Consider the following 24,411-nt stretch of genomic DNA (forward strand, 5'->3'; position numbering starts at 1 on the left):
AGAACCGTCACGGCGGCTTCCGGCGCAGGGCCCGTCAAGCCGTCAAGTCCGTTCAGGGCAGCGCCTGTTCCGTCCAGATCGTCTTGCCCGTCGTCGTGTAGCGGGTGCCCCAGCGCTGCACCATCTGCGCCACGATGAACAGGCCACGGCCACCCTCGTCGTCGGTCGCGCTGTGCCGGAGATTCGGTGACGTGTGGCCCTTGTCGGAGACCTCGCAGTGCAGGCTGCGGTCCCGGATCAGGCGCAGATAGACGGGCCCGACCGCGTGCCGTACGGCGTTGGTGACCAGCTCGCTGACGACGAGTTCGGTGGTGAACGCCAGCTCTTCCAGGTCCCATTCGGCGAGCTGGTCGAGGACCAGGGTCCGGGCCCGGGAGACCGAGCTGGGTTCGGCGTCCAGCTCCCAGCCGATGACCTGGTCCGCGCCCAGTTCGTGCGTACGGGCCAGGAGCAGGGCGGCGTCGTCGGTGGCCGGGCCGTCGGGCTGAAGCTCGCTCAGGGCCCGGTCGCACAGCTCCTCCAGCGTGCCTTCGCGGTCGGTGAGCACACCCTTGAGCTTCGCGACCCCGGTGTCGATGTCGCGGTCCCGGTCCTGGACGAGACCCCCGGTGAAGAGCGCGAGGAGACTGCCCTCGGGCAGCTCGATCTCCATCGACTCGAACGGCAGACCGCCCACGCCCAGCGGAGGCCCTGCCGGGATGTCGAGCAGCTTGAAGTTGCCCTCGGGGTCGACGCTGGCGGCGGGCGGATGGCCCGCGCGGGCGGCGGTGCACTTGCGTGAGACGGGGTCGTACACGGCGTAGAGGCACGCCACGCCCAGCCCTTCGTCGGTACCCGGGACGGCCCCTGCCTCCTGGTCCTCGGCGCCCTGCAGCACGAGGTCGTCGAGGCGGGAGAGCAGCTCGTCCGGGGCGAGATCCAGCCGGGCCAGCGCCCTGACGGTGGTGCGCAGACGTCCCATGGTGGCGGCGGCGTTCACGCCGTGGCCCACCACGTCGCCGACGACCATGCCCACGCGGGTCCCGGAGAGGGCGATCACGTCGAACCAGTCGCCGCCGACGCCCAGCCCGATGTCGGACGGCAGATAGCGGTGCGCCACGTCGACGGCGGACTGTTCCGGCAGTCCCCGGGGCAGCAGGTTGCGCTGCAGCGTCAGCGCGGACGCGCGCTCGCGCGTGTAGCGGCGGGCGTTGTCGATGGACAGCGCGGTGCGGGTCGCCAACTCGTTGGCGAGGGCGAGTTCCTCATTCTCGAACGGGGCGGGATTGTCGCTGCGCAGGAAGGTGACCAGGCCCATCGTGGTGCCCCTCGCGCGGAGCGGCACCGCGAGCGTGGAGTGGGCTCCGGTCTCCTCCTCGCCCGTCTCGTCCCGGCGCCCGAGGTCGACGGTGACCGCCTTGCGGGACGCGAGCGAGGTCGTCTGCGGCGAGCCGGTCTCGTACTCGACCGGGTAAGGGCCCGCGGAGGGTGCGTCCTCGCTCTCGGCGTTCGCGTACGGGGTGCCGAAGCGTTCCACCACCCTGACGAGGGACGGGGAGTCACCGTGCGGACGGGGCTCCTCGCCCTCCAGCACACCCTCGACCAGGTCCACCGCGACGCTGTCTGCGAAGGCGGGGATGGCCACTTCGGCGATCTCCCTGCAGGTGGTGATCATGTCGAGGGTGGTGCCGATGCGTACGCCCGCGCGCACGGTCAGCGCGAGCCGCTGCTGTGCGCGGTAGCGCTCGGTGATGTCGAGGGCGTCCTCGCAGACGCCGATCACGTGGCCGTCGGCGTCCACGAGCCGGTAGTAGGCGCACGACCAGACGTGGTCGTGCCCTGGGTCGACGGGCGGCCGGGCCTCGTAGAGCAGCCCGAACACGGGCTTGCCCGTGTCGATCACGGACCGCATGACGTCTTCGAGCCGCGGAGGGTGGCCCTCCGAGATCACCTCGCCGCCGTCGTAGAGCTCGTTCACGCGCTTGCCGGCGTAGTCGCTGAACTTACGGTCTATTTCGCTCTGGTACTTGGCGTTTATCCAGGTCAGGCGCAGATCGGTGTCGTAGATGCCAAGGCCGATCGGGGACTGCGTGGCGAGGCCGCGCAGCATGGCCTGATGTGCCTCCCAGGAACGCAGCGGTTCCAGCGGGGCCGCGACCATGATCTGAGGGGAACCGTTCCGGCCGGCGAGGGAGCAGATCGTCGTCGCCACCTCCATGCGGTGGCCGTCCCGGTGCCGGGCGATGGAGGCCTCGCTGCGGCATGCCGGGCTGACGGACCGGTCGAGGAGCTCGATGAACGGCTGTTCCTGGGCCGTACGACCCACTATCAGCGTTTCGAGCGGCCGGCCCAGAATCTCGCGCGGTTCATAGCCGAAGAGGTCTTCGGCGGCTTCGCTCCACCCGATGACCACGTTCTCGCTGTCGAGCAGCACCGTGGCCGCACTCGTGACGTCGAGTGGCCCACGCAAGTCGATGGTCTCGGCCTCGCTCCACGCATTCATGGCACCAATCCAGCCCGGATACGTTTCTTACAGGGTCGATCCATACGGGAGCAGATACAACCGCAGCGGGCAGAGGGGTGCCTCCGTGATGAAAGCGGAACATCGGGACACAGGGCCGCAGGGATGAGCCGGGAGGGGCGGCGCCCCGGGGGGCCTCGCGGCGCCCGGCCCGGGGGTGGCCCCGCGGCCTCGCGGCGGCAGCGGCAGCAGCGGAGGCCGTGGCTCCGGCGGCGCGGTCCGTGCGAGCGGGAAAGGCCGGATTTCGCGGGCGCACGCGGTGGCTGCGGGGGCGCACCGGCGCGCATGTGCTCGGACCCGTTTCACCGGTGCGTGGGCGCCCGGTGCGGCGGCCGGCTGCTGCCGTCGTCCTACTGCGGGCCTCGCGGGTCCCGCCGCTGACGTCGTGCGATGTGGCGGCGCCCGGGCTTGGGCGGGGTGGGGCGCTCGGACCGCGGCTTGGAGCAGGTCGGGCACCAATAGCCGATTCCCTGTGTGAACGTCCAGCCCTGCTCCTCGATGTACGGAGCCGCACGGGCGCTGCTGTGCAGGATGTGCCCGAAGAGGTCTTCCTCGATCGGCGGGGGAGACTCATGGATCACAAGGTCGAACACGGCACGAGCGGGGCAGCCGATGTCGTCACAGGCCAGGTAGAACCGCACCGGCCCCGGCGCCTCTCCCTCGGTCATCAGGCTCATGGCCCAACGCTATTCAGCGCGCACGCGCGTAGTGCGGGTGTTGCCGAAGCGAGGCCGACGACGTTCCCCCATGCGGCCATTCCGGCCAAGCGGCACCCGCACGGCCGCTGTCCGTCCGTACATACGAAGTCCCGTCCGCCTCTCCCGGCCTCCGGGATCCCCGTATATGGGAGATGCTGACTCGTATCAGACAGATCCACCGGATCCGGACGGCCCTCGGCAAGCACCGCGGGGCCCGCGCAAGCGCCGTGGAGTGGCATGCCGATCATGGTCTATGTGTACGGCCTGGTCGGGGCCTGTTTTCTGGGCCTCGGGTACGTACTGCAGCAGGAGGCCGCAGCGCGCGCCCCGCTCGCCGACATCCTCTCGTTCCGGCTGCTGCTCGACCTGATGAAGGTGCCGCGGTGGCTGCTGGGTATCGGCTTCATGGTGATCGGCCAGCTGCTGAGCGCACTGGCGCTGTCCCAGGGGGACGTCTCGCGGGTCGCGCCGTTGCTGGCCACCAATCTGCTGTTCGCGATGGCGCTGGCACGGCGGATCAGCGGGCAGCGGCTGGGGAGGACCGGCTGGGCGGGCGTGGTGCTCCTCAGCGGAGGCGTGGCCGTGTTCGTCGCTGCGGGATCCCCGCAGGGCACCGACGACGTCCAGATCGGCGCGTTCCGGCGGTGGTTCGTGCTGGGGTCGGTGGTGGCGGTGGCCATGGTGATGGTCGTGATCGCCCGCCGTCTGCGTCTGGTGGAGGAACCACCGCTGCTGGCCGGCGCGGCAGGGGTGCTCTACGGACTCCAGGACGCCCTGACCCGCGAGGCCAGCATCGTGTTCAGCGAGTCCGGCCTGGTCGGACTGGTCACGAGCTGGCAGCCGTACGTCATCGTCTCCTCGGCCGTCGTGGGACTGGTGCTGGTGCAGAGCGCCTTCGAGGCCGGGCCGCTGCGGCAGTCCCTGCCCTCACTCACGGCCGCGGAGCCGCTCTCGGCGATCGTGTGCGGGATCGGGTTCCTCGGCGACACGGTACGGGTGACTCCACTGGCGGTCCTCGGGGAGATCCTCGGGCTCGGTGCCGCGGTCGGCGGCGTCTTCCTCCTGGGACGGCACCCCGCGATGCCGACCGGCACGGCGGGCCCCTCGGGCGAGGAACCTGCTCTCGACGACAGCGGCAGCCCGCGGTAGCGGCGCGGGGCGCCGCACGCTCATCGCACCGGGCTGTGGCGGACTGTGCCGGGCTCTATCGGACAGTGCCGGACGGGCCGCCGGAACCGGGCTCGTCATGCGGGCTCGTCATGCGGACCCGGACCGTGGTCCGCCCGCACCTGACGAGTACACGGAGTTCCCCGTGGGCGCGATCGCCGTGACGTGCCCTCGCCGCGGCCCGCTATGCGGACGAGACGGCCATCTCCGCTCGCGCGGCCCCCGCCCCAGGCCTGCGGCACGAGACCTCGAAGCCGTTGCGAGGCATGACCGGCGCCGACGACGCCGGTCCGCGTCAGTGCGGGCGGCGCGGCGGCGCGGGCGGACCGCGTCGCCGCGCGGTGCTCGCCGCCGTGGCCGCGCGGCGGTCCGTCCATACGTCGGCGAGTGCCGCCGCCAGCGCGATCAGGACGAAGGCGACGGAGAGCATCAGCCCGTGCTGGTACGCCGCGCGCCAGTCGCCCGGACCCGGGGCGCCGTTACTCGCGTTGAGCCGGGTGAAGAAGAGCGAACCGACGCCCGCGATGCCGACCGCCGCGCCGATGCGCTGCCCGGTCTGCAGTACGCCGGCCGCGCTCCCGCCCCGCGCGACCGGCACCCGGGACAGGGTCAGCGCCTGGTTCGGGGCGATGACGAGCCCGGTGCCCACCCCGGCGAGCAGCAGCGGCACCGTCAGATACCAGCCCGCGCCGGGCCCCTCGGCCTGGTGTGCCGTGAGCGCGGTCCCGGCCAGCCCGCCGGCCGTCAGCGCGAGCCCCCAGGCCACGAGGCTGCGCCCGTACCGGTCCACGTACCGTCCGCCCACTTGCGAGGCGGCCCCCGACCCCAGCGCGAAGGGCGTGATGACGAGCCCCGCCTGCAACGCGCTGTAGCGCAGCCCGCTCTGCAGAAAGAGCGTGGTGATGAAGAAGATCGATGTGAAGCCCGCGAACTGGAAGAGGATCAGCAGGCAACCCGTCCAGTACGAGCGGATGCGGAACAGCGAGAGCGACACGACCGGCTCCGTCCCCCGCCGGGGGCACCGTGACTCCCACCGTACGAAGCCCCAAAGCAGCAGCGCCGCCACGGCCAGCAGCAGCCACTTGCCGTCTCCGGGCCACTGCTGGGCCTGGACGAAGGGCAGCAGCACCGCCAGCACCGCGGCGCCCAGTAGCGCGACGCCGACCGGGTCGAGGCTCTGCGTCCACTTCCGCGTACCGGCGCTCGGGGTGTCCGGGAGCAGCCGGCGGGCGAGGAGCAGGCAGATCACGCCGGTCGGGAGATTGACGTAGAAGACCCAGCGCCAGCCGTCGGCCGCCCCGGCGGCCTGGATGATCACACCGCCCAGCAGGGGCCCCACGGCGGTGGAGAAGCCGACGACCGTGCCGAACATGCCGAACGCCCTGCTCCGTTCCCGTCCGGAGAACATCTGCTGGATCAGCGCGGAGATCTGCGGCGCGATCATCCCGCCGCCCAGGCCCTGCACCAGCCGGGCGGCCACGAGCCATGTACTCGTACGGGCGGCTCCGCACCCGGCGGAGGCGAGGGTGAACAGCGCCAGACCGGCCATGAAGAGGCGACGGCGGCCACGGGCGTCGCCCAGCCGTCCCGCGGGGACGAGGAAGAGGCCGAAGGAGAGGGCGTAGCCCGAGATCACCCACTGCAGTTCGGACTCGGTGGTGTGCAGGCCCTCGCGAATGGACGGGAGGGCCACGTTGACGATCGAGACGTCCAGCAGTGTCATGAACCCCGCGACGAGACAGACGGCCAGCGCCTTCCAGTGGCGCGAGCGGGAGCCGGGCTCCGGGTCCGCGGACGGTCTCGCTCCGGGCACTGACCCTCCTCCGCTCCTCGCTCCCGTCTCCGCACGCCGGTCGCGGCGGGTCCTGCCGGGTCACGCCGACGTGTACCCGGCAGGACGGGAAGAGTGCCGGAGTCCGGAATCAGTCGTTTCCCGGTGCCGCCGCAGGCATAAACTCCGGCCAGAACCTGCCGGAGAGCGACGACACCGGTCCCCGCGCGGACGGGGCCGCGCCCCGGCCCGTGAGGAGACCGCCGTGAATCCCGAGACCGACACCGGCAAGCCGCACTCGGCACGCGTCTACGACTACTGGCTCGGCGGCAAGAACAACTACGAGGTCGATGCCGCGGCCGGCGAACGCTTCGAGCAGATGTGGCCCGGCGTGCGCGAACTGGTCGCCGCCAACCGCGCGTTCATGCACCGGGCGACGCGTCATCTGGCGCGGGAGGCCGGCATCCGGCAGTTCCTCGACGTCGGAACCGGCATTCCCACGGAGCCGAACCTCCATCAGGTCGCCCAGGCGGAGGTCCCGGAATCCCGTGTGGTCTACGCGGACAACGACCCGATCGTCCTGCAGTACGCGCAGGCGCTGCTGAGCTCCGCGCCCGAGGGCCGTACCGCGTATCTGCACGCCGACGTCACCGAGCCCGCGGCACTGCTCGCCTCGTCTGAGGTGCGCGGGACGCTAGACCTGGGCCGTCCCGTCGCGCTGTCGCTCGTCGCCCTGCTGCACTTCGTCGCCGACGACGAGACCGCGTACGGGATCGTGCGGGATCTGATGGAGCCGCTGCCCTCCGGCAGTCATCTCGTGCTCTCCCACGGCACCTCGGACACCGCCGAACCCGACAAAGCCGAGCAGGCCGCGGACTTCTACCGGTCCAACGTCAGCGACGGACAGGCCCGTTCGCACGAGGCGGTCCTCGCCTTCTTCGACGGGCTGGAGCTCGTGGAGCCGGGCCTGGTGCCCGTGACGCGCTGGCGTCCCGACGGGCAGGGGCCGCAGATCCCCGACCACCGGGCGCTGATCCATGCGGGGGTCGCGCGAAAGCCCTGACACCCACCGTCCCTGGCGTCAGCCGACCCCCTGCGGCCGCGGGACGGCCGGCGCCGGCGCACCGGGCGGTGAGACCGCCGGTGCGCCGGTGCGCCGGGGGCGGCTACTCCTTCAGCAGCCCGCGCATCTCCTTGATCTCACCGGTCTGTGAGCGCCGGATCTCGCCGGCCATCTCCTTCGCCGGCTTGTACGAGCCGTCGGACTCCTCCGTACGGGCCATGTCGACGGCGCCCTCGTGATGTGCCGTCATCATCTTCAGGAATTCGCGGTCGAACTTCTCCCCGGACATCTTCTTCAGCTTCGCCATGTCCTCGGGAGTCATCATTCCGGCCATGGAGTGCCCGGAGTGGCCCGAGTGCCCCTGGTCTGCGGCCGGGACCTTCTCGCCCCACGACTTCAGCCAGCCGGACAGCTTGTCGATCTCGGGCTTCTGGGCCTTGCCGATCCGCTCGGCGAGGGACTTCACCTGCGCCGACTCGGCGCGGGACGAGGCCAGTCGGGACATCTCGAGGGCCTGCTGGTGGTGCGGGATCATGCCCTTCGCGAATGAGACGTCGGCGGCGCCGGCGCTCTTCGCGGGCTTCTTCCCGCTGTCGTGCCCCTCGCCCTGGGCCTTGTCGTGGCCGCCGCTGCCGCCGCAGGCGGCGAGCACCAGTGCCGCGACGGCGGCCGACGCGGTGGCGAACAGCCCCCGGCCGACGGATGAATTCGGTGCGAAACGGTGTTTGGTCATGTTCGTACTGCTCCTGCGTGTCGATGAGTTGCTGCCTTCTGGATGCGCCGGACACGGCGGCCAGGCCAGGTGGCCCCCGCCGTGAGGCGCCCCTATATGCGCAGGAGTTGAAGTTGGTGCAGCGAGGGCGGTGCCCGTTCCCCGCCGGTGCGCGACCAGCACCCCGTGAGGCCGCTGACGGGCTGTGGGCCGGAGGACGTACTCGCGGCCGGGCCGTCCATGGAGGGGGCGCCGCTGGTTCCGCTCGCCGAACACGTCGCGTCGGCGTGCGACACATGGCCGCCGGTGCCGCCGCACTCACAGGCGTCCGCGTGCTGAGGGGGCTGAGTGTCCTGAGTGCGCTTGGTGCGCTGACTCCCCGGCGCGGGAGGGGAGTTGTGACCGTGCCGCGGGGACCCGTCGGCGTGGGCGCCTCCGTGGTCATCGGCGGCGGCCGTCGCCGCCGAGTGCTGCATCGCCCGGTGCGGGTGTCCCTCGCGCGGGGGCGTCGCCCCCAGGCCGTGCATCGCGAGCAGCCCGCACAGCACAGCCATGACCAGCAGCGGCAACCCAGGGGCACGCCTCCGGAGAGCATGTGCGGGGGACACCGCGGGACGATCGCTGATCACGGGCGCCATCGTACGGCTGCGCCCCGTGACGCAGGCGAAGTTGTGGCCGATGCGCGCAGCCGGCGGCCGCGAGCGGACCGCCCCGGCCGGGCGGCCGAGCCGGCGACTGCGCCCCCGGGAGCCGACCGCGCTCGGCGTCGGCGTCGCCCTGCTGGGCGTACGGCGGCACCCGTACGGCGTCACAGAGCGGCTGCTCGGGCCGCTGCGCCGCCTCCAGTCCGGGCACATCGGCACCACGTGGCCTGGACGGTCGCCGGCCTCGCCCTGCTGACACTGCTCACTGCCCCCGGCACCCACACGCTCGGCCGCCCACCCGCGTGCGGCGGTCCGTCCGCCGCACGCGCGCCGCCCGCCCGCCGCTTGTCCGTCCGAGCCCGGAACGGCGGTGTGGAAGACGCCTCGTGGCGGTACAAGAACGGAACCAAGACGGAACCAGGACCCGCTTTTCTTCGTTCTTGACTCTGGAGTAGCGTGCTGGTTTTGCTAACGCATTACTCTGAAGGCTAGTGCCGTGCCGTGCGGCCATGGAGGAGTGAGATGAGGAGCAGCAACCCGGTCTTCTCGCGACGGGGGTTCAGCCGCTCAGGCGGCAATGCCGGTTTCGACGCCGGTCAGCAGCCGCAGGCCGGGAACCCGTACGCGAACAGCCCTTACGCGAACAACCCCTACGCCCAGCAGCAGACGCAGGCCGTGGGCCAGCCCTATGGTGCGCCGCCGGCGGCACCGCCGCAGACCGGCCGGATGACGATGGACGACGTCGTCGCCCGCACCGGCATGACGGTCGGCCTCGTCGTCGTCATGGCGGCCGTGGCCTGGATCATCGATCTGGCGCTTCCGCTGGCCATCGGTGCCGGCCTCGTGGCGATGGTGCTGGCGCTCGTCCAGGCCTTCAAGCGCAAGGCCATGCCCGCGCTGATCCTGACGTACGCAGCCCTGGAAGGCCTCTTCCTGGGCGCCATCAGCAATTTCGTCGACAGCTACATCGCGGAGGGCGCGGCCATGCAGGCCGTGCTGGGCACCATGGCGGTCTTCACCGCGGTGCTGGTGATGTACAAGACCCGCATCATCCGGGTCACCAGGCGCTTCTACGCCTTCGCCATGGCCGCGGCCATCGGCTTCGTCCTGCTGATGATGGTGAACCTGCTGTTCGCCGTCTTCGGCGGCGGCGACGGCCTCGGCTTCCGCAGCGGCACGATGGGCGTCATCTTCGGGATCGTCGGCATCCTGATCGGTGCGCTCTTCCTGGCGCTCGACTTCAAGCAGGTCGAGGACGGCATCTCCTACGGTGCTCCCCGCGAGGAGTCCTGGCTGGCCGCGTTCGGCCTGACCCTGACCCTGGTGTGGATCTACCTGGAGTTCCTGCGCCTGATCGCGATCCTTCAAGGCAACGACTGACGGACGCGACGAAGGGCCCGTGAGGCGGTGAACGCCTCACGGGCCCTTCGCATGTACGCGCTCGGAAGAGTCCGGGAAATCCAAGAAGTCGTGGAGGGGGCGGCTACCGATGGCGCGCAGCGCGCCGCAGGTCGTACTCGTGGATGATCGCTTTCGCGTGCCCGTAGGCGAGGTTGTGCTCGCCGCGAAGCCAGCTCACCTTCTCCTCGAAGCGGAAGAGGGAAGGGCCTTCGTCGACAGTTCGCAGCCAGTCGGATACTTCACGGCCTGTGCATTGAGGGATGCGGGTGAGCATGTTCCGGTGGGTCTCTTCGGAGAAGATCTGGGACATCGGCGCCTCCGGATGCTGCCTCATTGAGTCCTTCCCGCCAAGGTGCCTGAGTGCCGGGGCGTTGGCAACAGTCCGTGGGGGGCGCATACGCTTGCGTGGTGCTCGATACAGCCCCTTTGATCTCCGCGGTGCAGCCCGCGGCGGACCGTCTGCGGACCCTTCCGGAGAGCGGTCTGCGCAGGGGCGCGGCGGCCGAAGGACTGGCTCTGGCCCGGGAGTTGGCGGTTCGGGCGCAGCGTCTGGAGTCCCCGGGACGCACGCCGCGGGAGCTTCCGGACGTGGGCGTTTTCGCCGTAGGGGATCAGCTGCTCGTGGCCGCACACGATCTGGCGGAAATTCTCCGCGAAGTTGACGCCGATCATGAACTGGCCGACGCCGTCGGCCTCGTACAGCTCGCCACGGTCCGTATCGCGGCCGCCGCTACCGGGAAGCGATGACCCGGTCCGCCAGCAGATAGGCGGTGCGGCCCTCGCCGTAGGCGAAGGTGAGCGCGTACGCACCGGAGACCGTCGAGCCCCCCATCAGCACCGGGACGTCACCTTCGCGCAGCGCCGCGCACAGGGCCTCGGCCGTCTCGCGGTGACCGGGGGAGAGGCACACGGTCGTGCCGTCCTGGAAGAGATAGACGTCCAGCGTCCCCAGCGGGCCCTGACGCACGTCCGAGAGCGGTGTACGGGCCTGCGCCAGCTCCTCCAGGCGTCCCACCGTCTGCTCATGACCGGCGGCGCTCCTGGCGCGCAGAGGCGTCTGCGCCGGCACGGCCGGTTCGCCGCGGAGCGTGAAGTCCGGCTCCGAAGGGTGACGGCGGCGGGCGGCTGCCACACCGGGCTGTTCCTGAGCGTCGTCCTTCACGGGCGGCTCGGCCGGCTCCGCGGGCTCCAGGTCGCGTTCCACCTGCCGGGGCACGAAGATGCCCGGCTGGGGCATGTCCCGGTCGCGAAGCTCGCGCAGGCTCCTCAGGACGTCCTCGTCGACGCGGCCCCTCAGCAGGGCGTCGAGGACGGGAGCGATCTCGTACTCCGTGCCGCGTCCGCCCAGCGTCGCGGTCTCGTCCGGGCCGCCCGCGCCCGACTCCTGCTCCGTCCACACGGCACGGGCCTCGGCCAGCTCCCGCTCGCGCTCCTCGGCGATCGCCTCGACGACGATGCTCCGGAGCTCCTCGGCGGAACGCGCCCGGGGCACCCTGGCGTCGTGGGCGCCCTGCGCGCACTCGTCGAGGCGCCGGCGCAGGCCGCGCGCCGAATGCAGGGCGGCGCCCCCGACCGCGGCGGCGGTCACCGCGGTCGCGAGCAGCAGCAGAGATATGGCGCTCACTGACGTACTCCTGGTTCCGTTCGGATCCCCGAATGGGGCCTCCCCAGGGCGGAGCCCGAGGGGACGGGGCCTCCCCTGGGCCCTCAGCGAAGCGTGGGGAGCAGCCCGAGGGGAAGACCGTAGTCCCAAACGCCGTGAATAGGACAGAGGTGAACTGATACCTCCATCGTCCCGTCCGTCGTGAGCAGGAGAAACGCACCGTCCCAGGGGGATAAATCACATCCCCGGCACGCCGGTTGATCAGCTGAGGCGTTCCAGCACCATGGCCATGCCCTGGCCGCCGCCCACGCACATGGTCTCCAGACCGAACTGCTTGTCGTGCCAGCGCAGGGAGTTGATCAGCGTCGTGGTGATGCGCGCGCCCGTCATGCCGAAGGGGTGGCCGACGGCGATCGCGCCGCCGTTGACGTTGAGCTTGCCGAGGTCGATGCCGAGGTCCCGGTAGGAGGGGATGACCTGCGCGGCGAACGCCTCGTTGATCTCGACCAGATCGATGTCCCCGATGCCCATTCCCGCACGTGCCAGCGCCTGCTTGCTGGCCTCGACCGGGCCGTACCCCATGATCTCGGGGGAGAGGCCGGAGACTCCAGTGGAGACGATGCGGGCGAGCGGCGTGAGACCCAGCTCCCGCGCCTTGGTGTCGGACATGACGACCAGCGCGGCGGCACCGTCGTTGAGCGGACAGCAGTTGCCCGCGGTCACGAACCCGTCGGGGCGGAAGACGGGCTTGAGCCCCTCGACGCCCTCCAGGGTCACACCGGCACGGGGGCCGTCGTCCTGGGAGACGGTTCCTCCCTCAGGGGTGGCCACGGGCGTGATCTCCCGCTCCCAGAAGCCGTCGGCGATCGCCTTCTCCGCGAGGTTCTGGGAGCGCACGCCGAACTCGTCCATGTCCCTGCGCGTGATGCCCTTGTGGCGGGCCAGGTTCTCCGCGGTCTGGCCCATGGCCATGTAGACGTCGGGGACCTGCCCGCTCTCACGCGGGTCCTCCCAACCGGAGCCGCCCTGCTCGGCGCGCTCTTCGGTACGGGCCTCGGCGTCTGCGAAGAGCGGGTTGTGCGTGCCGGGCATCCCGTCCGAACTGCCGTTCACCGAACGGGAGACGGTCTCCACGCCCGCCGAGATGAACACGTCGCCCTCGCCGGCCTTGATGGCGTGCATCGCCATGCGGGTCGTCTGCAGCGACGAGGAGCAGTAACGGGTGATCGTGCAGCCCGGCAGGTGGTCCATGCCCATCTGCACGGCTACGACGCGGCCGAGGTTGTGGCCCTGCTCGCCGCCCGGCAGACCGCAGCCGAGCATCAGATCGTCGATCTGCGAGGGGTCCAGCTCCGGCACCTTGTCGAGGGCGGCCTTCACGATCTGGGCGGTCAGGTCGTCCGGCCGTACGTCTTTCAGCGACCCCTTGAAGGCGCGTCCGATGGGCGAGCGGGCGGCAGAGACGATCACTGCTTCGGGCATCACGGCTCCAAGAGGCTCGGCGGGGTTCCCTGGCGGGAAGCGGAGTTCCCTGGCGGAAGCTACCTCCCCGTAGCGCCGGGGTCACGGGGCGCACGGTGTGATGCGGGACTCTCTTTTCTAAGCGCTTGCTTTGCGGGGTTGCCGGTGTGCGCCTTCGGTGTGTTCGTGGTGCCGGGTGCGTGCCGCTCCGGGAGCCAGTCCGGACGGCATGATTTCCCTCCCTGCACTGGTACGGGCCTTCGTTCTGCCTTCCATGTGCCGGTCCGCAAATCACGCTTGAGTGTCCGGACGTGTCTCCCTGCGCGTCCCGCCCCCTCCCGTGCGTGGGCGGCTTTCCGCCGGTGGCCCCTCCCTCCCCCGTCGGGGCCCAGTGGCCAGGAGTCCAACAGGCCCCTTGTTGGGGGTACTTGGGGCCGAAGGCACGTGTACATGTCGGCAGGCCCGCATGGCAGCGGCCTGCTGGTTGGTAATGGCCACGATGGGAGAGCTGCCGGACCGGCGGGAGGGGGTGGGACGCGGAGGCGGTGGTTCCGGGAAACTCAAGCAGGATTTGCGGACCGGCACATGGAAGGCAGAACGAAGGCCCGTAACGGCGCAGGGAGGAAAATCATGCCTTCCCGGAGCCGCCGCCGGAGCGGCACGCCCCCGGCACCACGAACACACCGGAAGCGCCCCGGCACGCCGCAGGCGGCGCCTGTCGGGCGAACCGGAAGAAACCCGGCAGCCCCGCCCGGCAGGGCTAACGCGCCTCGGAGCGCGCCGCCTCGATCTCCTCCGCAGGCGGCAGCCGGCGCCGCCGGCGGTGCTTGAGCAGAGCCCACGGCCCGCGGACGCCCGCGACCTCCGTGCCGCCCTCGGCGACCGCCTCCGCCGCCGCCCGCGCCACCGGCAGGATGCTCTCGCGCCGTGCCGCGTCGGGCCGCTCGTCCTCCGTCGGCCACAGGCCCAGCGACGCGCACAGCGTCGGCAGGATCGCCATCGCCGCCGTCGCGTAACCCTCCGCCGAGGGGTGGTAGTTGTCCGGCCCGAACAGTTCGCGGGGGTGCGCCGCGAACTCCGGGCCGAGCAGGTCGCCGAGCGAGACCGTACGCGCGCCCTCCTCGACGACGGCGATCGTCTGCGCCGCGGCGAGCTGACGGCTGAGACGCCGGGCGACCCACCGCAGCGGCTGCCCGACGGGCTCGATGGAACCCAGGTCGGGGCAGGTGCCGACGACCACTTCGCATCCCGCGGTACGCAGCCGCGCCACCGCGTCCGAGAGGAGCCGGACGGCACGGGAGGGCGGCATGCGGTGGGTGACGTCGTTGGCGCCGATCATGACGATGCAGACGTCCGGCGCGAGGTCGAGGTCCCGCTCGCTGAGCAGCAGTGTGACCTGGCGCTCCAGGTCGTCGGACTGGGCGCCGGGCAGAGCCACGTTGCGCAGTTCCACCGGGCGTTCGGCTACGGCTGCGAGCGCGGAGGCAAGCAGCGCACCAGGGGTCTGGCGGGGAAGGTGCACGCCCTGGCCGGCGGCGGTCGAGTCGCCCAGGAAACCGAGCCGCACGGGACGCCCCGGGTGCTGTCCTGTGAAGTCGGCGCCGTAGATCCCGTCGGCCTTGGGGGGTTCGTCGTCCGAGCCGCCGATCCTGCGCTTGGCGAGCTGGGCCTCGGTGAAGAGCAGTCCGACCGCGGCGCCGCCGAGCAGGCTGAGGCCACCCCCGCCGTACGCGGCCGCGGTCGCGATCCGCCGTGCCACTCTTGCGCTCGCCGCCTTCGACATCGGCATGTTTCTGGTCCGCCTCCCGCAGATGGTTCGTGAGTGCCGGCTCTGCCGGCTGTCGGCTGTGCTGGATGTGGTGGATGTGGTGGGTGTGCTGGGTCTTCCGGTGTGCGTGGCCCGGGGCGTGTGTCACCGTGGCCGTGCCGCGGATCCTCCCTCGGTCACCGCCGGGCGGTGCCCGGTGGATGGTGCCTGGGTGCATGAAGAGGCACCGTGGTTGGGTAGTCGGTGTGAGCGCTCGGTGCGCGTCGTGTGACGTGCGGGCTGAGCGCCCTTAACACTGTGTTGCCCCGTGGGGACCGCTCTGCAACCTTCGCAACGGCCCTCCGGTGTGCGCGTGTTGCGCAATATCGTGACGGTAAGGGCATGCAACGACGCTGCCCACGGACGCGCGGAGACCACGTTGCAGTATCACGAGTCCATGATCGACCTTGTCGGCAACACCCCGCTGATCAAGCTGAACAGTGTTACGGAGGGTATCCGTGCCACGGTTCTCGCAAAGGTCGAATACTTCAATCCCGGCGGTTCGGTCAAGGACAGGATCGCGCTGCGGATGATCGAGGCGGCGGAGGCGTCCGGCGAACTCCGCCCGGGCGGCACCATCGTCGAGCCCACCTCCGGCAACACCGGAGTCGGGCTGGCCATCGTCGCCCAGCAGAAGGGTTACCGCTGCCTGTTCGTCTGCCCGGACAAGGTGTCGACGGACAAGATCAATGTGCTGCGGGCCTACGGCGCCGAGGTCGTCGTCTGCCCGACGGCAGTCGACCCGGACCACCCCGACTCGTACTACAACGTCTCGGACCGGCTCGTGCGTGAGACCCCGGACGCCTGGAAGCCCGACCAGTACAGCAACCCCAACAACCCGCGCTCGCACTACGAGACCACCGGACCCGAGCTGTGGGAGCAGACGGAAGGCCGGATCACCCACTTCGTCGCGGGCATCGGCACCGGCGGCACCATTTCCGGAACGGGCCGCTATCTCAAGGAGATCAGCGAGGGCGCGGTACGGATCGTCGGTGCCGACCCCGAGGGTTCGGTCTACAGCGGCGGCTCCGGGCGCCCCTATCTCGTGGAGGGCGTGGGCGAGGACTTTTGGCCGGACGCCTACGACCGCGGTGTGGCGGACGAGATCGTTCCGGTCTCCGACAAGGACTCCTTCCAGATGACCCGCCGTCTCGCCAAGGAGGAGGGCCTGCTGGTGGGCGGTTCGTGCGGCATGGCCGTGGTGGGCGCCCTGGAGGTCGCGAGGAAGCTGCCCGAGGACGCGGTGGTCGTCGTACTGCTGCCGGACGGCGGCCGGGGCTACCTCAGCAAGATCTTCAACGACGAGTGGATGAACGACTACGGCTTCCTGGAGGAGGGCGAGGCGACCGACGTACGCGTCGGGGACGTGCTGCGCCACAAGGAGGGCCCGATCCCCTCGCTCGTGCACATGCACCCCGAGGAGACGGTCGGGGAGGCGATCGAGGTGCTGCGCGAGTACGGCGTCTCACAGATGCCGGTGGTCAAGCCCGGTGCCGGGCATCCGGATGTGATGGCCGCGGAGGTCGTCGGGTCCGTCGTCGAACGGGAGCTGCTGGACGCGCTGTTCACGCAGCGCGCGTCGCTGGGCGACCGTCTGGAGAAGCACATGAGCGAGCCGCTGCCGCACGTGGGCTCCGGCGAGTCGGTCGCCGACCTGATGCCGGTGCTCGAACTCGCCGACGCGGCGGTGGTGTTGGCGGAGGGCAAGCCCGTCGGGGTGGTCAGCAGGCAGGACCTGCTGGCGTATCTGGCGAGCGGCGTCAAGAAGTGATGTTTGCGGCCCCGTGACGCGAGGGCGGCCGGTGAGCGGTGAAGCGGCGGGAGAGTGTCACCGCGCCGAAACGTGTGGTTGACACACGTACAGCACAGTGGTGTGTGTCGGCGTCGAGGAACTCCGGAGCGGCTCCCGGATCCGTGGACGCCGGGACGCGACCGGTCCTGACCGGCGTGTATCCCCCGCGGGGGGTCGCCGTTCGTCCCGCCCCGGTGTACGCACCGGGGTGCGGCGGCCCCCCGCCGCAGGGGCCTCGCCCGGGTGACCGCCGGGCCCGGCCCCGGGCCCGGCTCGTGCCGCGCACCCCCCTTAACCGTGTGCACGGTGTCTGGCCCGGGCCGAGTCCGGTTCCCCGGTCCCACCGTCCCCGGTCCTGGACTTGAATCCGGACGGCAGGGACGCCCTCCCTACTCCCAGTCGCCGTCCTTCCGAGGCGCCGCCCGCTCCCGGCCGAACGGGAACAGATTCCGCTTCGCATGTACGGCGTTGACCGCCACGATCCCGCCCCAGCACACCAGCAGCCCGGCCAGCCCCGTGTTGACGGCGGCGATCGCGGAGAGCGGCACGGCGAGCACCAGCGAGGCGAGCGCCAGGAGCCGGGCCCCCATGCCCTCCGGATACGACGGCGAGCCGCCACCGGCCTGCGGTCGCGCACTGCCGCGGGCCACGACCATCTGCTGCTCTGCCATCTGGCGGCGCATCTGCTTGTCCACGACGGTCTCCAGCCGTTGGTCGAACTTCTCCAGGAAGGAGGCGATGAGCTCTTCCTCGTACTCCTGGCCGAGTTCCCTGCGGGTCTGCAGCGTCGCGTTGAGTTCTCGCGTCAGCTCGGGGTCACGGGCGTCCATGCGCGGCACGCTACGCGCGCGGGCCGCTCCGTGCAGTGGTGCTAGCCCCCGTGTCCGCAGGTGGCTGCGCCCCACCGCCACCGGTGTCGCCCGCGGTGCCGGCGTCCACGTCGGCGTCCCCTTCGGCCGTCCCGTCGCCGAGGATCGTACGGTCCGGGATGTGAGCGATGTCGTGCCGTGCGAGCAGCCAGTACGCCACCGCGGGAACGGCCAGCCCGACGATCCAGGAGATGTCGGCGCCGCCCAGCGGCCCCACGAGGGGACCGGTGTAGAAGTGCGTTGCCAGGAAGGGGAATTGGGCGAACAGCCCGACCCCGTACACCGTCAGGGCCCGCCACCGCCAGGAGCCGTAACGGCCCGCCGGATCGCTGAACGCGGGCAGGTCGTAGCGCTCCTTCGCGATCAGGTAGTAGTCGACGAGATTGATGGCGGACCAGGGCGTGAAGGCGGTCAGCAGGAAGAGCAGGAAGTCCTTGAACGAGGTGAGGAAGCTGTCCTTGCCGAGCAGTGCGAGCGCCGTGCCGGCCACCATGATCGCGCCGATATAGGCGGCACGGGCGCGCTGTGAGAGCACGGCCTGTCCGCGGAAGCCGCTGACGCTCGTGACCATCGACATGAAACCGCCGTAGGTGTTCAGCACGTTGATCGTCAGCTTGCCGAGCGCGATGACGAAGTAGAGCGCGGAGGCGATGATCCCGGCGCCGCCCAGCCCGACGATGTACTCGACCTCGTGGCCGGTGAAGCTTCCGCCCGCGGCCGCCGCGGCAAGCGCGCCGAACGTCATCGACCACTGCGAGCCGATCCCGGTGCCGGCGAGGGTCCACCAGAAGGTGGCGCAGCCGGAGGTCGAACGGGGCAGATAGCGCGAGTAGTCCGCGACGTACGGGCCGTAGGCCAGCTGCCAGGACGCGGCGAGCGCCACGGCGAGGAGGAACACGGGCAGTTCGAAGGCGCGGTCGGCCAGCAGGGCGCCCAGATCGGCGCGTTGCAGGAGACGGAAGCCGAGGTACACGAAGGCGAGAGCGCAGATCACCGAGGCGAACCGGCCCAGGACGTGGATGAGGCGGTAGCCGACGGCGGCTCCGATGCCGGTGACGACGGCGAAGACGACGATGCCGGGCGTCTCGCCGAGCCTGGTGAGTTCGCCCACCGCCTGCCCGGCGAGCACGCTGCCGCTCGCGAAGAACCCGATGTACATCACGATGACCAGCGCCAGCGGCACGATCGCGCCCCGTACGCCGAACTGCGCCCGGGAGGAGATCATTTGGGGCAGGCCGAGCCGCGGCCCCTGGGCGGAGTGGAGTGCCATCACGGCGCCGCCCAGCAGGTTGCCGAGCGCCAGCCCGGTCACGGCCCAGAAGGCATTCGCTCCGAAGACGACGGCCAGTGCACCGGTGATGACGGCGGTGATCTGGAGGTTGGCGCCCAGCCAGAGCGTGAACTGGCTGAAGGCGCTGCCGTGCCGTTCGCCGTCGGGTACGACGTCGATCGAGCGGCGCTCCACGAGGGATTCGGCGCGGGTTGCGGTCATCGTGCTCGTCCTTCCGGTCTCTTGCGGCGCTGCGTCACTTCTCGGTGAGGCCGTGCTCCGCGGCCCAGTCCGCGGCGACGTCGTCGGGGTCCTTGCGGTCCACGTCGACCATCCTGTTGAGCTTGCTCAGCTCACTCGTCGTCAGCACGGTGCCGAGCCGTGCCAGGGCCTTGCGTACGGGGGCGTCGGCGACGGCGCTGCGCACCACCGGGACGACGTGCTGGGCGGGCACCATGTGCAGCGGGTCGCTCAGCGCCACCCAGCCGTTCCTGCGGATGTCGGGGTCGGTGCTGAAGAGGTTCGCGACGTCGACGTCGCCCTTCTTGAGGGCTCCCTTCACCAGCGGACCCGAGGCGTCGAGCGCCTTGAACTCCTTGAAGGTGACGTCGTAACGCTCACGGAAGCCGACGAGACCCACCACTCTGGTCTTGTCCTCGGCCGGACCGCCGAAGACCAGCTCGCCGTCGGCCTTCCGCAGGTCGGCGTAGCTCTTGAGGCCGTGCTTCTCGGCGGTTTCGCGAGTGACGGCGAAGACGTCCTTGTCCTCTGCCGCCGCGTACGGCAGTGCCTCCAGCGATGCGGGGAGCTCGGCGGCGAGGGCGTTCTGCAACTCGCCGGCCTCGGTCTCCTCGGCCTTCTTGTCGAAGTGCAGCAGCAGATTGCCCTGATACTCGGGGAGCAGGTCGATGTCTCCGCCCTCCAGGGCGGGAACGACGACCTCGCGGGAGCCGAGGCTCGGCTTGACGGTGGCCTTCACGCCGGCACCGCGCAGGGCTTCGGCGTACAGGTAGCCGAGTATCTGGTTCTCGGTGAAGTTGGCGGTGCCGACGACGAGTCCGGCCCCGCTGTCGGCGGCACCCGAGCCGCCTGAACCGCTGCCCTTGAGCGAGGTGATGCCGCTGGAGCAGGACGCGACGGCGGGAACTGCGGCCGCGGCGAGGAGCCCTGACAGTACGGTCCGGCGGCGTGGGCTGGGAATGCTGGACATGGCTTCTCCGTAGGGTCGGGCGGGGGAGTCAGCGTGCGTCGGCGGGCCGGTTGCGGAAGAGCGAGCGCTGCAGACCTGCCATCGCCAGGTCGAGCAGCACGGCGACGACGGCGACGAGGACCGCCCCGCCGAGCACCTGGACGAGGTCACGCTGGGCGAGCCCGTCGAAGATGTAGCGGCCGAGCCCGCCGAAGCTGACGTACGCGGCGATGGTCGCCGTGGAGACGACCTGGATCATGGCCAGTCGCAGCCCGGTCATCACCAGCGGCAGCGCGAGGGGGAGTTCGACCTTGAACAGCACCTGCGGGCCCGTCATGCCCACGCCCCGGGCGGCGTCCGTGACGTCCGGGTCGACGGCCGTCATGCCCGCGTACGTGTTGGTGACGACGACGGGGACGGCGAGGGCGATCAGCGCCACGTAGACGGGCCACATGCTCAGTCCGCCCGCCAGGAAGACCAGGGTGACCAGGCCGACGGTGGGCAGCGCACGTCCGAAGCCGGCGAGGTTGATGGCGAGGAACGCGAAGCGGCGTGTGTGTCCGATGAGCAGGCCGAGGGGGAGGGCGAGCACGGCGCCGGCGAGGGTGGCCAGCAGTGAGTACTGGAGGTGTTCGAGCAGCCGTACGGCGATGCCGCCTGATCCTCCCCACTGGGCCGGACTGGTCAGCCAGCGCGCGAGGTCGGCGAGGAGCTGAAGCATGGTCAAACCCCCTTGCCCTGCGTGCGGGCGGTCGTCGTACGGGTCGACGTCGTGCGGGCGGTGGTCGTACGGGTCGTCTTCGTACGAGTGGTCCTCGTACGGTGCCGGGCCCAGGGCGTGCACAGATACTGAACGGCGACGAGGAGGCCGTCCGCGACCAGCGCGAGCAGCAGGGTCAGCAGCACACCGGCGATCACGGGGGTGGTGTAGCTGCGCTGGAAGCCGTCCGTGAAGAGCTGGCCGAGTCCGCCGTAGCCGATGTAACTGGCCACGCTCACCAGGGAGATGGTCATCACGGTGGCCACCCGCACCCCGGCCATGATCACCGGGAAGGCCAGTGGCAGCTCCACGGTGAGGAGCGTGCGCAGCGGCCGTGAGCCCATGGCGATGGACGCCTCGCGGGCGTGGGCGGGGACGCTGTCCAGACCCTCGACCGAGTTACGGATCAGGACGACCAGCGTGTAGATGGTCAGGCCGGTGATCGCGGTGCTGCGGGTGAGGCCGGTGACGGGGAGCAGAAGGATGAAGAAGGCCAGAGAGGGGATCGTGAACAGGACGTTGGACGCGCCGAGGATCAGTCCGCGCAGCCCGCGCACCCGGTGGGCGACGACCGCCAGGGGTAGCGCGATCACCAGCCCGCACAGCACGGCGGGCACGGCTATGGAGAGGTGGTCGAGGGTGAGCGCCGTCATGTCGCCGATGTGTTCGGGGAACCAGCCCCAGTCGACCGCCGTCACGAGGCCGCCTCAGCGGTACGGACGCTTCCGCCGTCCGTGACCTTCTGGCCGGCCCGGTCGCCGCCGGCGCCCGGTTCGCCGTCCTCGCCCGGTTCGGCCGTCGCCGCCTTCGCCGCCGCGGTGTGATGCACGGCGGCACGCTCGTGCAGCGCGGCTTGCCCTGTCACGCCGGAGAGCACCCCGTCGCCGTCCACACGGGCGACAGCCCTCGCGGGCGAGCTGACGGATTCGTCGAGTGCGGCGAGCAGTGAATCCTCGTCGCGCAGTGGCCGCAGGGGCAGCAGCTCCGCGTCGCCGGCGGTGCCGCCGGCGGGCAGGGCCCCGGCGTCGAGCCAGCCGACCGGCGCTCCGTCCGGGGTGACCGTCACACGCCAGTCCCCCTCGTCGCCTCCGTGCCCCGCACCGTCTCCGCCCCCGCGTATGTCCGCGACCGGTTCGTCCGTGCGGACGGGGGTGACGGGCTCGTGCGGCACACCCGCTTCGCCGAGGGTGGTGAGCGAGAGCAGCTTGAGCCCGCGCTCGGCGCCCAGGAACCCGGCGACGAAGTCGTCAGCGGGCCGGGTCAGCAGTCGGGCGGGGGGTGCGCACTGCACGAGCCGGCCGCCCGTACGGAAGACGGCTATGCGGTCGCCGAGCCGCACGGCCTCGTCGATGTCGTGGGTTACGAAGACGACGGTCTTGCGCAAGTCGCGCTGCAGCCGCAGCAGTTCGTCCTGCAGCTGGGTCCGTACGACCGGGTCGACCGCGCCGAACGGCTCGTCCATCAGCAGCACCGGCGGGTCGGCGGCGAGCGCCCGTGCCACACCGACGCGCTGCTGTTGACCGCCCGAGAGCTGATGCGGGTAGCGGTCGCCGGATCCGCTGTCCAGGCCCACCCGTTCCAGCAGTTCGGCCGCTCGGCTGCGGGCCTTCCGGCGGCCCCAGCCCAGCAGCAGCGGAACGGTGGCGATGTTGTCGAGGACGGTCCGGTGCGGGAAGAGACCGGACTGCTGGATCACATAGCCGATGTTCCTGCGCAGCTCGGCGGCGTCCGATTCGCGTACGTCGCGCCCGGCCACCCGGACCGTGCCGGCGCTCGGATCGACCATCCGGTTGATCATGCGCAGCGTGGTGGTCTTGCCGCAGCCGGACGATCCGACCAGGACCGTGAGGCCGCCTTCCGGGAGTTCGAGTGTGAGGTCGTCCACGGCGGTGGTGCCGTTGGGATAGTGCTTGCTGACTGCCTCGAAGCTGATCATCCGGAGTCCCTTGCCCGACTGCATATAGTCATGCACAGTCGTAGTGGCGTGAATAGATGTCAAGGGGCCGGGTGTGAAATGCGCGTGACCAACGCCCGCCATGCGGAATGTGAACCAGCGGTGACCGGGCAGGAAGCCATGGTGGGAGGAGGTTGACGCGAATGTCGTCTCATATCGTGGACACTCCGCGGAGAGTGGTCCCGGACGGCCGGACGCTGAATACGACGGCTGTCGTCCAGTTGGCCCGCGGTTCCGCCGAGCTCGGTGAACCCAGCCCCGAAGCGCTCACCCGAGTCGAGGGCTCCTGGCACGCCGCCCGCGAACTCGCCCTCGCCGGACGGGTCTACGGCCGCAACACCGGCGTCGGCGCCAACCGCACCGACCCCGTGCGCGCCGCCGTACGCGCCGACGGAGACGTCGATGTGGACGCCACCGCCGAGGGCCACGGACTGCGGCTGCTGCGCAGCCACGCCGGTGCCGTCGGCAGTCCCATCCCCGCACGCGAGGTGCGGGCCATGCTCGCCGTCCGCGCGAACCAGCTGCTCGCCGGAGGGGCCGGACTCAATCCGCGTATCGTGCTCGCGCTCCTGGAGGCGGTACGCAGCGGCGCGCACCCCGTCGTACGGGAGCACGGCGCCGTCGGCACCGGAGACCTCGCCGCCCTCGCCCAGACGGGACTCGCCCTGCTCGGCGAGCAGCCGTGGACCGGCGGTCCGGCGCCGCAGACGGTCGTCCTGGACGGCAACGACGCGCTCGCCTTCATCAGCAGCAACGCACTCACCCTCGGCCAGTCCGCCCTCGCCCTCGAGGAGTTGGGCAGGCTGCAGAACGCCTCCCTCGCCGTGGCAGCCCTCTCCCTCCTCGCGGTCGGCGGCTCCTACGAGGCGTACGCCGAACCCGTGCACAGGGAGCGCCCGCACCCCGGTTCCGTCACCGCCGCCGCCCGGATGCGCGCGCTGCTCGGCGCGCCCGCCCGGCCCGGACCGCCCAGCGGGCGCATCCAGGATCCCTACGGATTCCGGTGCGTGCCGCAGATACACGGGCCGGCACTGGACTCGGCCGACACTCTGGCGGGTGTGCTCGGCGTCGATCTGAACGCCGCTGCCGAGAACCCCCTGATCAGCGCCGACGCCCAGGGCGTGTACGGCGCGCTGCACCACGGCAGCTTCTACGCCGCGCATGCCGCCGCCGCGCTCGACGGCCTCCGTCTCGCCGTGCTGCAGACCGCCCGCCTGTCCACCGCGCGGCTCGTCTCACTCGTGGAGCCGGGCATCACCGGGCTGCGTCCCTTCCTCAGTGAGGACACGCCGGCCAGTTCGGGGGTGATGATCCTCGAGTACGCGGCGGGCGCCGCGCTCGCCGAGCTGACCTCGCTGGCTCAGCCGGCCTCACTCGGCCACGCGGTGCTCTCCCGCGGGGTGGAGGAAGTGGCCAGCTTCGCTTCCCTGGCGGCCCGGCACGCGCTGCGGATGCCCGAGTACCACCGGCAGGTGCTGGCCTGTGAACTCGTCGCGGCCATACGTGCGTTGCGTCAGCGCGGTACCGTCCCGGATCCCGCACTTCCGGTCGGCCGGGCCTACGAACTTGCGGCGTCGGACCTGGATCCCGAGATGGGCGACCGCCCGCTGTCCGATGATGTAGACGTGGCCGTCGGTCTGCTCGACCGGCTCTCCGCGCTGTGAACGCGGCCCGGTTCCGCGGTCGGGTTCCGCGGCCACACGGCCCGGCCGCATTTCCGTGGCCACACGGCGCGGCCGCATTCCCGCGG

General features: G+C 71.0%; 22 protein-coding genes. 7 read left to right on the forward strand and 15 right to left on the reverse strand.

What is annotated here, in order from left to right:
- Positions 1-52: 52 nt before the first annotated feature.
- Positions 53-2,482 carry a SpoIIE family protein phosphatase gene (locus tag ACSMXX_RS20345; protein WP_473180132.1) on the reverse strand — a complete coding sequence of 810 codons (2,430 nt, stop codon included), beginning with the start codon at positions 2,480-2,482 and terminating at the stop codon, positions 53-55.
- Positions 2,483-2,850: 368 nt separating this feature from the next.
- Positions 2,851-3,177, reverse strand: coding sequence for a hypothetical protein (locus ACSMXX_RS20350; RefSeq protein ID WP_473180133.1), 327 nt, complete (start codon positions 3,175-3,177; stop codon positions 2,851-2,853).
- 267 nt (positions 3,178-3,444) lie between these two features.
- Between ACSMXX_RS20350 and ACSMXX_RS20355 the strand changes: the two genes are divergently transcribed.
- A complete protein-coding gene (locus ACSMXX_RS20355; RefSeq protein ID WP_473184878.1) occupies positions 3,445-4,347 on the forward strand; it encodes a DMT family transporter in 903 nt (300 codons plus the stop codon).
- Positions 4,348-4,660: 313 nt separating this feature from the next.
- On the opposite strand, the gene ACSMXX_RS20360 is transcribed toward ACSMXX_RS20355, so the two are convergent.
- On the reverse strand, positions 4,661-6,178 hold the full coding sequence (locus ACSMXX_RS20360; RefSeq protein WP_473180134.1) for an MFS transporter: 1,518 nt from the start codon (positions 6,176-6,178) through the stop codon (positions 4,661-4,663).
- A gap of 223 nt (positions 6,179-6,401) precedes the next feature.
- Here ACSMXX_RS20360 and ACSMXX_RS20365 point away from each other — a divergent pair, with 223 nt between their 5' ends.
- The gene (locus ACSMXX_RS20365; RefSeq protein WP_473180135.1) at positions 6,402-7,199 is read left to right on the forward strand and encodes an SAM-dependent methyltransferase; all 798 of its coding nucleotides are present in this window, start codon (positions 6,402-6,404) and stop codon (positions 7,197-7,199) included.
- A gap of 103 nt (positions 7,200-7,302) precedes the next feature.
- Here ACSMXX_RS20365 and ACSMXX_RS20370 read toward each other — a convergent pair whose 3' ends face one another.
- Together ACSMXX_RS20370 and ACSMXX_RS20375 are read right to left on the reverse strand one after the other, a co-directional pair.
- On the reverse strand, positions 7,303-7,932 hold the full coding sequence (locus ACSMXX_RS20370) for a DUF305 domain-containing protein (RefSeq protein ID WP_473180136.1): 630 nt from the start codon (positions 7,930-7,932) through the stop codon (positions 7,303-7,305).
- A gap of 92 nt (positions 7,933-8,024) precedes the next feature.
- The gene (locus ACSMXX_RS20375; protein WP_473180137.1) at positions 8,025-8,540 is read right to left on the reverse strand and encodes a DUF6153 family protein; all 516 of its coding nucleotides are present in this window, start codon (positions 8,538-8,540) and stop codon (positions 8,025-8,027) included.
- 25 nt (positions 8,541-8,565) lie between these two features.
- Here ACSMXX_RS20375 and ACSMXX_RS20380 point away from each other — a divergent pair, with 25 nt between their 5' ends.
- Together ACSMXX_RS20380 and ACSMXX_RS20385 are read left to right on the forward strand one after the other, a co-directional pair.
- On the forward strand, positions 8,566-8,811 hold the full coding sequence (locus ACSMXX_RS20380; RefSeq protein ID WP_473180138.1) for a hypothetical protein: 246 nt from the start codon (positions 8,566-8,568) through the stop codon (positions 8,809-8,811).
- Between the two features lie 266 nt (positions 8,812-9,077).
- Entirely contained in the window at positions 9,078-9,935 is an 858-nt protein-coding gene (locus ACSMXX_RS20385; RefSeq protein WP_473180139.1) for a Bax inhibitor-1/YccA family protein, read from the forward strand.
- 103 nt (positions 9,936-10,038) lie between these two features.
- On the opposite strand, the gene ACSMXX_RS20390 is transcribed toward ACSMXX_RS20385, so the two are convergent.
- Positions 10,039-10,266 (reverse strand): DUF4287 domain-containing protein, encoded by a 228-nt coding sequence (locus tag ACSMXX_RS20390; protein ID WP_473184879.1) that lies wholly within the window; start codon positions 10,264-10,266, stop codon positions 10,039-10,041.
- 98 nt (positions 10,267-10,364) lie between these two features.
- Here ACSMXX_RS20390 and ACSMXX_RS20395 point away from each other — a divergent pair, with 98 nt between their 5' ends.
- Positions 10,365-10,703 carry a hypothetical protein gene (locus tag ACSMXX_RS20395; RefSeq protein ID WP_473180140.1) on the forward strand — a complete coding sequence of 113 codons (339 nt, stop codon included), beginning with the start codon at positions 10,365-10,367 and terminating at the stop codon, positions 10,701-10,703.
- Here the strand turns inward: ACSMXX_RS20395 and ACSMXX_RS20400 are convergent.
- The 3 genes from ACSMXX_RS20400 to ACSMXX_RS20410 all read right to left on the reverse strand — a co-directional run bounded on the left by ACSMXX_RS20400 (position 10,687) and on the right by ACSMXX_RS20410 (position 14,809).
- Complete coding sequence (locus ACSMXX_RS20400; RefSeq protein WP_473180141.1) at positions 10,687-11,580, reverse strand: hypothetical protein; 894 nt, start codon at positions 11,578-11,580, stop codon at positions 10,687-10,689. The two genes, ACSMXX_RS20395 and ACSMXX_RS20400, sit on opposite strands and share 17 nt — an antisense overlap.
- 240 nt (positions 11,581-11,820) lie before the next feature.
- Positions 11,821-13,041 carry an acetyl-CoA C-acetyltransferase gene (locus tag ACSMXX_RS20405; protein ID WP_473180142.1) on the reverse strand — a complete coding sequence of 407 codons (1,221 nt, stop codon included), beginning with the start codon at positions 13,039-13,041 and terminating at the stop codon, positions 11,821-11,823.
- A gap of 739 nt (positions 13,042-13,780) precedes the next feature.
- The gene (locus ACSMXX_RS20410; RefSeq protein ID WP_473180143.1) at positions 13,781-14,809 is read right to left on the reverse strand and encodes an SGNH/GDSL hydrolase family protein; all 1,029 of its coding nucleotides are present in this window, start codon (positions 14,807-14,809) and stop codon (positions 13,781-13,783) included.
- Positions 14,810-15,206: 397 nt separating this feature from the next.
- Between ACSMXX_RS20410 and ACSMXX_RS20415 the strand changes: the two genes are divergently transcribed.
- A complete protein-coding gene (locus ACSMXX_RS20415; protein WP_473180144.1) occupies positions 15,207-16,598 on the forward strand; it encodes a cystathionine beta-synthase in 1,392 nt (463 codons plus the stop codon).
- A 410-nt stretch (positions 16,599-17,008) separates the two neighbouring features.
- On the opposite strand, the gene ACSMXX_RS20420 is transcribed toward ACSMXX_RS20415, so the two are convergent.
- Genes ACSMXX_RS20420 through ACSMXX_RS20445 form a run of 6 tightly spaced genes read right to left on the reverse strand, consistent with a single transcriptional unit; the run spans position 17,009 to position 22,643 of the window.
- Positions 17,009-17,449, reverse strand: coding sequence for a hypothetical protein (locus tag ACSMXX_RS20420; RefSeq protein ID WP_473180145.1), 441 nt, complete (start codon positions 17,447-17,449; stop codon positions 17,009-17,011).
- Between the two features lie 10 nt (positions 17,450-17,459).
- Entirely contained in the window at positions 17,460-18,980 is a 1,521-nt protein-coding gene (locus ACSMXX_RS20425; RefSeq protein ID WP_473180146.1) for a purine-cytosine permease family protein, read from the reverse strand.
- A gap of 34 nt (positions 18,981-19,014) precedes the next feature.
- Positions 19,015-19,968: an ABC transporter substrate-binding protein gene (locus ACSMXX_RS20430; protein WP_473180147.1), complete on the reverse strand. Its 954-nt coding sequence runs from the start codon at positions 19,966-19,968 to the stop codon at positions 19,015-19,017.
- A gap of 28 nt (positions 19,969-19,996) precedes the next feature.
- The gene (locus ACSMXX_RS20435) at positions 19,997-20,668 is read right to left on the reverse strand and encodes an ABC transporter permease (protein ID WP_473180148.1); all 672 of its coding nucleotides are present in this window, start codon (positions 20,666-20,668) and stop codon (positions 19,997-19,999) included.
- Positions 20,669-20,670: 2 nt separating this feature from the next.
- A complete protein-coding gene (locus ACSMXX_RS20440; protein WP_473184880.1) occupies positions 20,671-21,360 on the reverse strand; it encodes an ABC transporter permease in 690 nt (229 codons plus the stop codon).
- A 41-nt stretch (positions 21,361-21,401) separates the two neighbouring features.
- Positions 21,402-22,643, reverse strand: coding sequence for an ABC transporter ATP-binding protein (locus ACSMXX_RS20445; RefSeq protein WP_473180149.1), 1,242 nt, complete (start codon positions 22,641-22,643; stop codon positions 21,402-21,404).
- A 161-nt stretch (positions 22,644-22,804) separates the two neighbouring features.
- Here ACSMXX_RS20445 and ACSMXX_RS20450 point away from each other — a divergent pair, with 161 nt between their 5' ends.
- A complete protein-coding gene (locus tag ACSMXX_RS20450) occupies positions 22,805-24,325 on the forward strand; it encodes an aromatic amino acid ammonia-lyase (RefSeq protein ID WP_473180150.1) in 1,521 nt (506 codons plus the stop codon).
- Positions 24,326-24,411: the final 86 nt, after the last annotated feature.

This window comes from Streptomyces sp. DSM 116795, from assembly GCF_055792905.1.

What these genes read in the sequence shown, in the direction of transcription:
- ACSMXX_RS20345 (WP_473180132.1), bottom strand. Translation starts at nt 2,482, where the DNA reads ATGAATGCGTGGAGCGAGGCCGAGACCATCGACTTGCGTGGGCCACTC.
- ACSMXX_RS20350 (WP_473180133.1), bottom strand. Translation starts at nt 3,177, where the DNA reads ATGAGCCTGATGACCGAGGGAGAGGCGCCGGGGCCGGTGCGGTTCTAC.
- ACSMXX_RS20355 (WP_473184878.1), top strand. Translation starts at nt 3,445, where the DNA reads ATGGTCTATGTGTACGGCCTGGTCGGGGCCTGTTTTCTGGGCCTCGGG.
- ACSMXX_RS20370 (WP_473180136.1), bottom strand. Translation starts at nt 7,932, where the DNA reads ATGACCAAACACCGTTTCGCACCGAATTCATCCGTCGGCCGGGGGCTG.
- ACSMXX_RS20385 (WP_473180139.1), top strand. Translation starts at nt 9,078, where the DNA reads ATGAGGAGCAGCAACCCGGTCTTCTCGCGACGGGGGTTCAGCCGCTCA.
- ACSMXX_RS20390 (WP_473184879.1), bottom strand. Translation starts at nt 10,266, where the DNA reads ATGTCCCAGATCTTCTCCGAAGAGACCCACCGGAACATGCTCACCCGC.
- ACSMXX_RS20405 (WP_473180142.1), bottom strand. Translation starts at nt 13,041, where the DNA reads ATGCCCGAAGCAGTGATCGTCTCTGCCGCCCGCTCGCCCATCGGACGC.
- ACSMXX_RS20410 (WP_473180143.1), bottom strand. Translation starts at nt 14,809, where the DNA reads ATGCCGATGTCGAAGGCGGCGAGCGCAAGAGTGGCACGGCGGATCGCG.
- ACSMXX_RS20420 (WP_473180145.1), bottom strand. Translation starts at nt 17,449, where the DNA reads ATGGACGCCCGTGACCCCGAGCTGACGCGAGAACTCAACGCGACGCTG.
- ACSMXX_RS20425 (WP_473180146.1), bottom strand. Translation starts at nt 18,980, where the DNA reads ATGACCGCAACCCGCGCCGAATCCCTCGTGGAGCGCCGCTCGATCGAC.
- ACSMXX_RS20430 (WP_473180147.1), bottom strand. Translation starts at nt 19,968, where the DNA reads ATGTCCAGCATTCCCAGCCCACGCCGCCGGACCGTACTGTCAGGGCTC.
- ACSMXX_RS20435 (WP_473180148.1), bottom strand. Translation starts at nt 20,668, where the DNA reads ATGCTTCAGCTCCTCGCCGACCTCGCGCGCTGGCTGACCAGTCCGGCC.
- ACSMXX_RS20440 (WP_473184880.1), bottom strand. Translation starts at nt 21,360, where the DNA reads ATGACGGCGCTCACCCTCGACCACCTCTCCATAGCCGTGCCCGCCGTG.
- ACSMXX_RS20445 (WP_473180149.1), bottom strand. Translation starts at nt 22,643, where the DNA reads ATGATCAGCTTCGAGGCAGTCAGCAAGCACTATCCCAACGGCACCACC.
- ACSMXX_RS20450 (WP_473180150.1), top strand. Translation starts at nt 22,805, where the DNA reads ATGTCGTCTCATATCGTGGACACTCCGCGGAGAGTGGTCCCGGACGGC.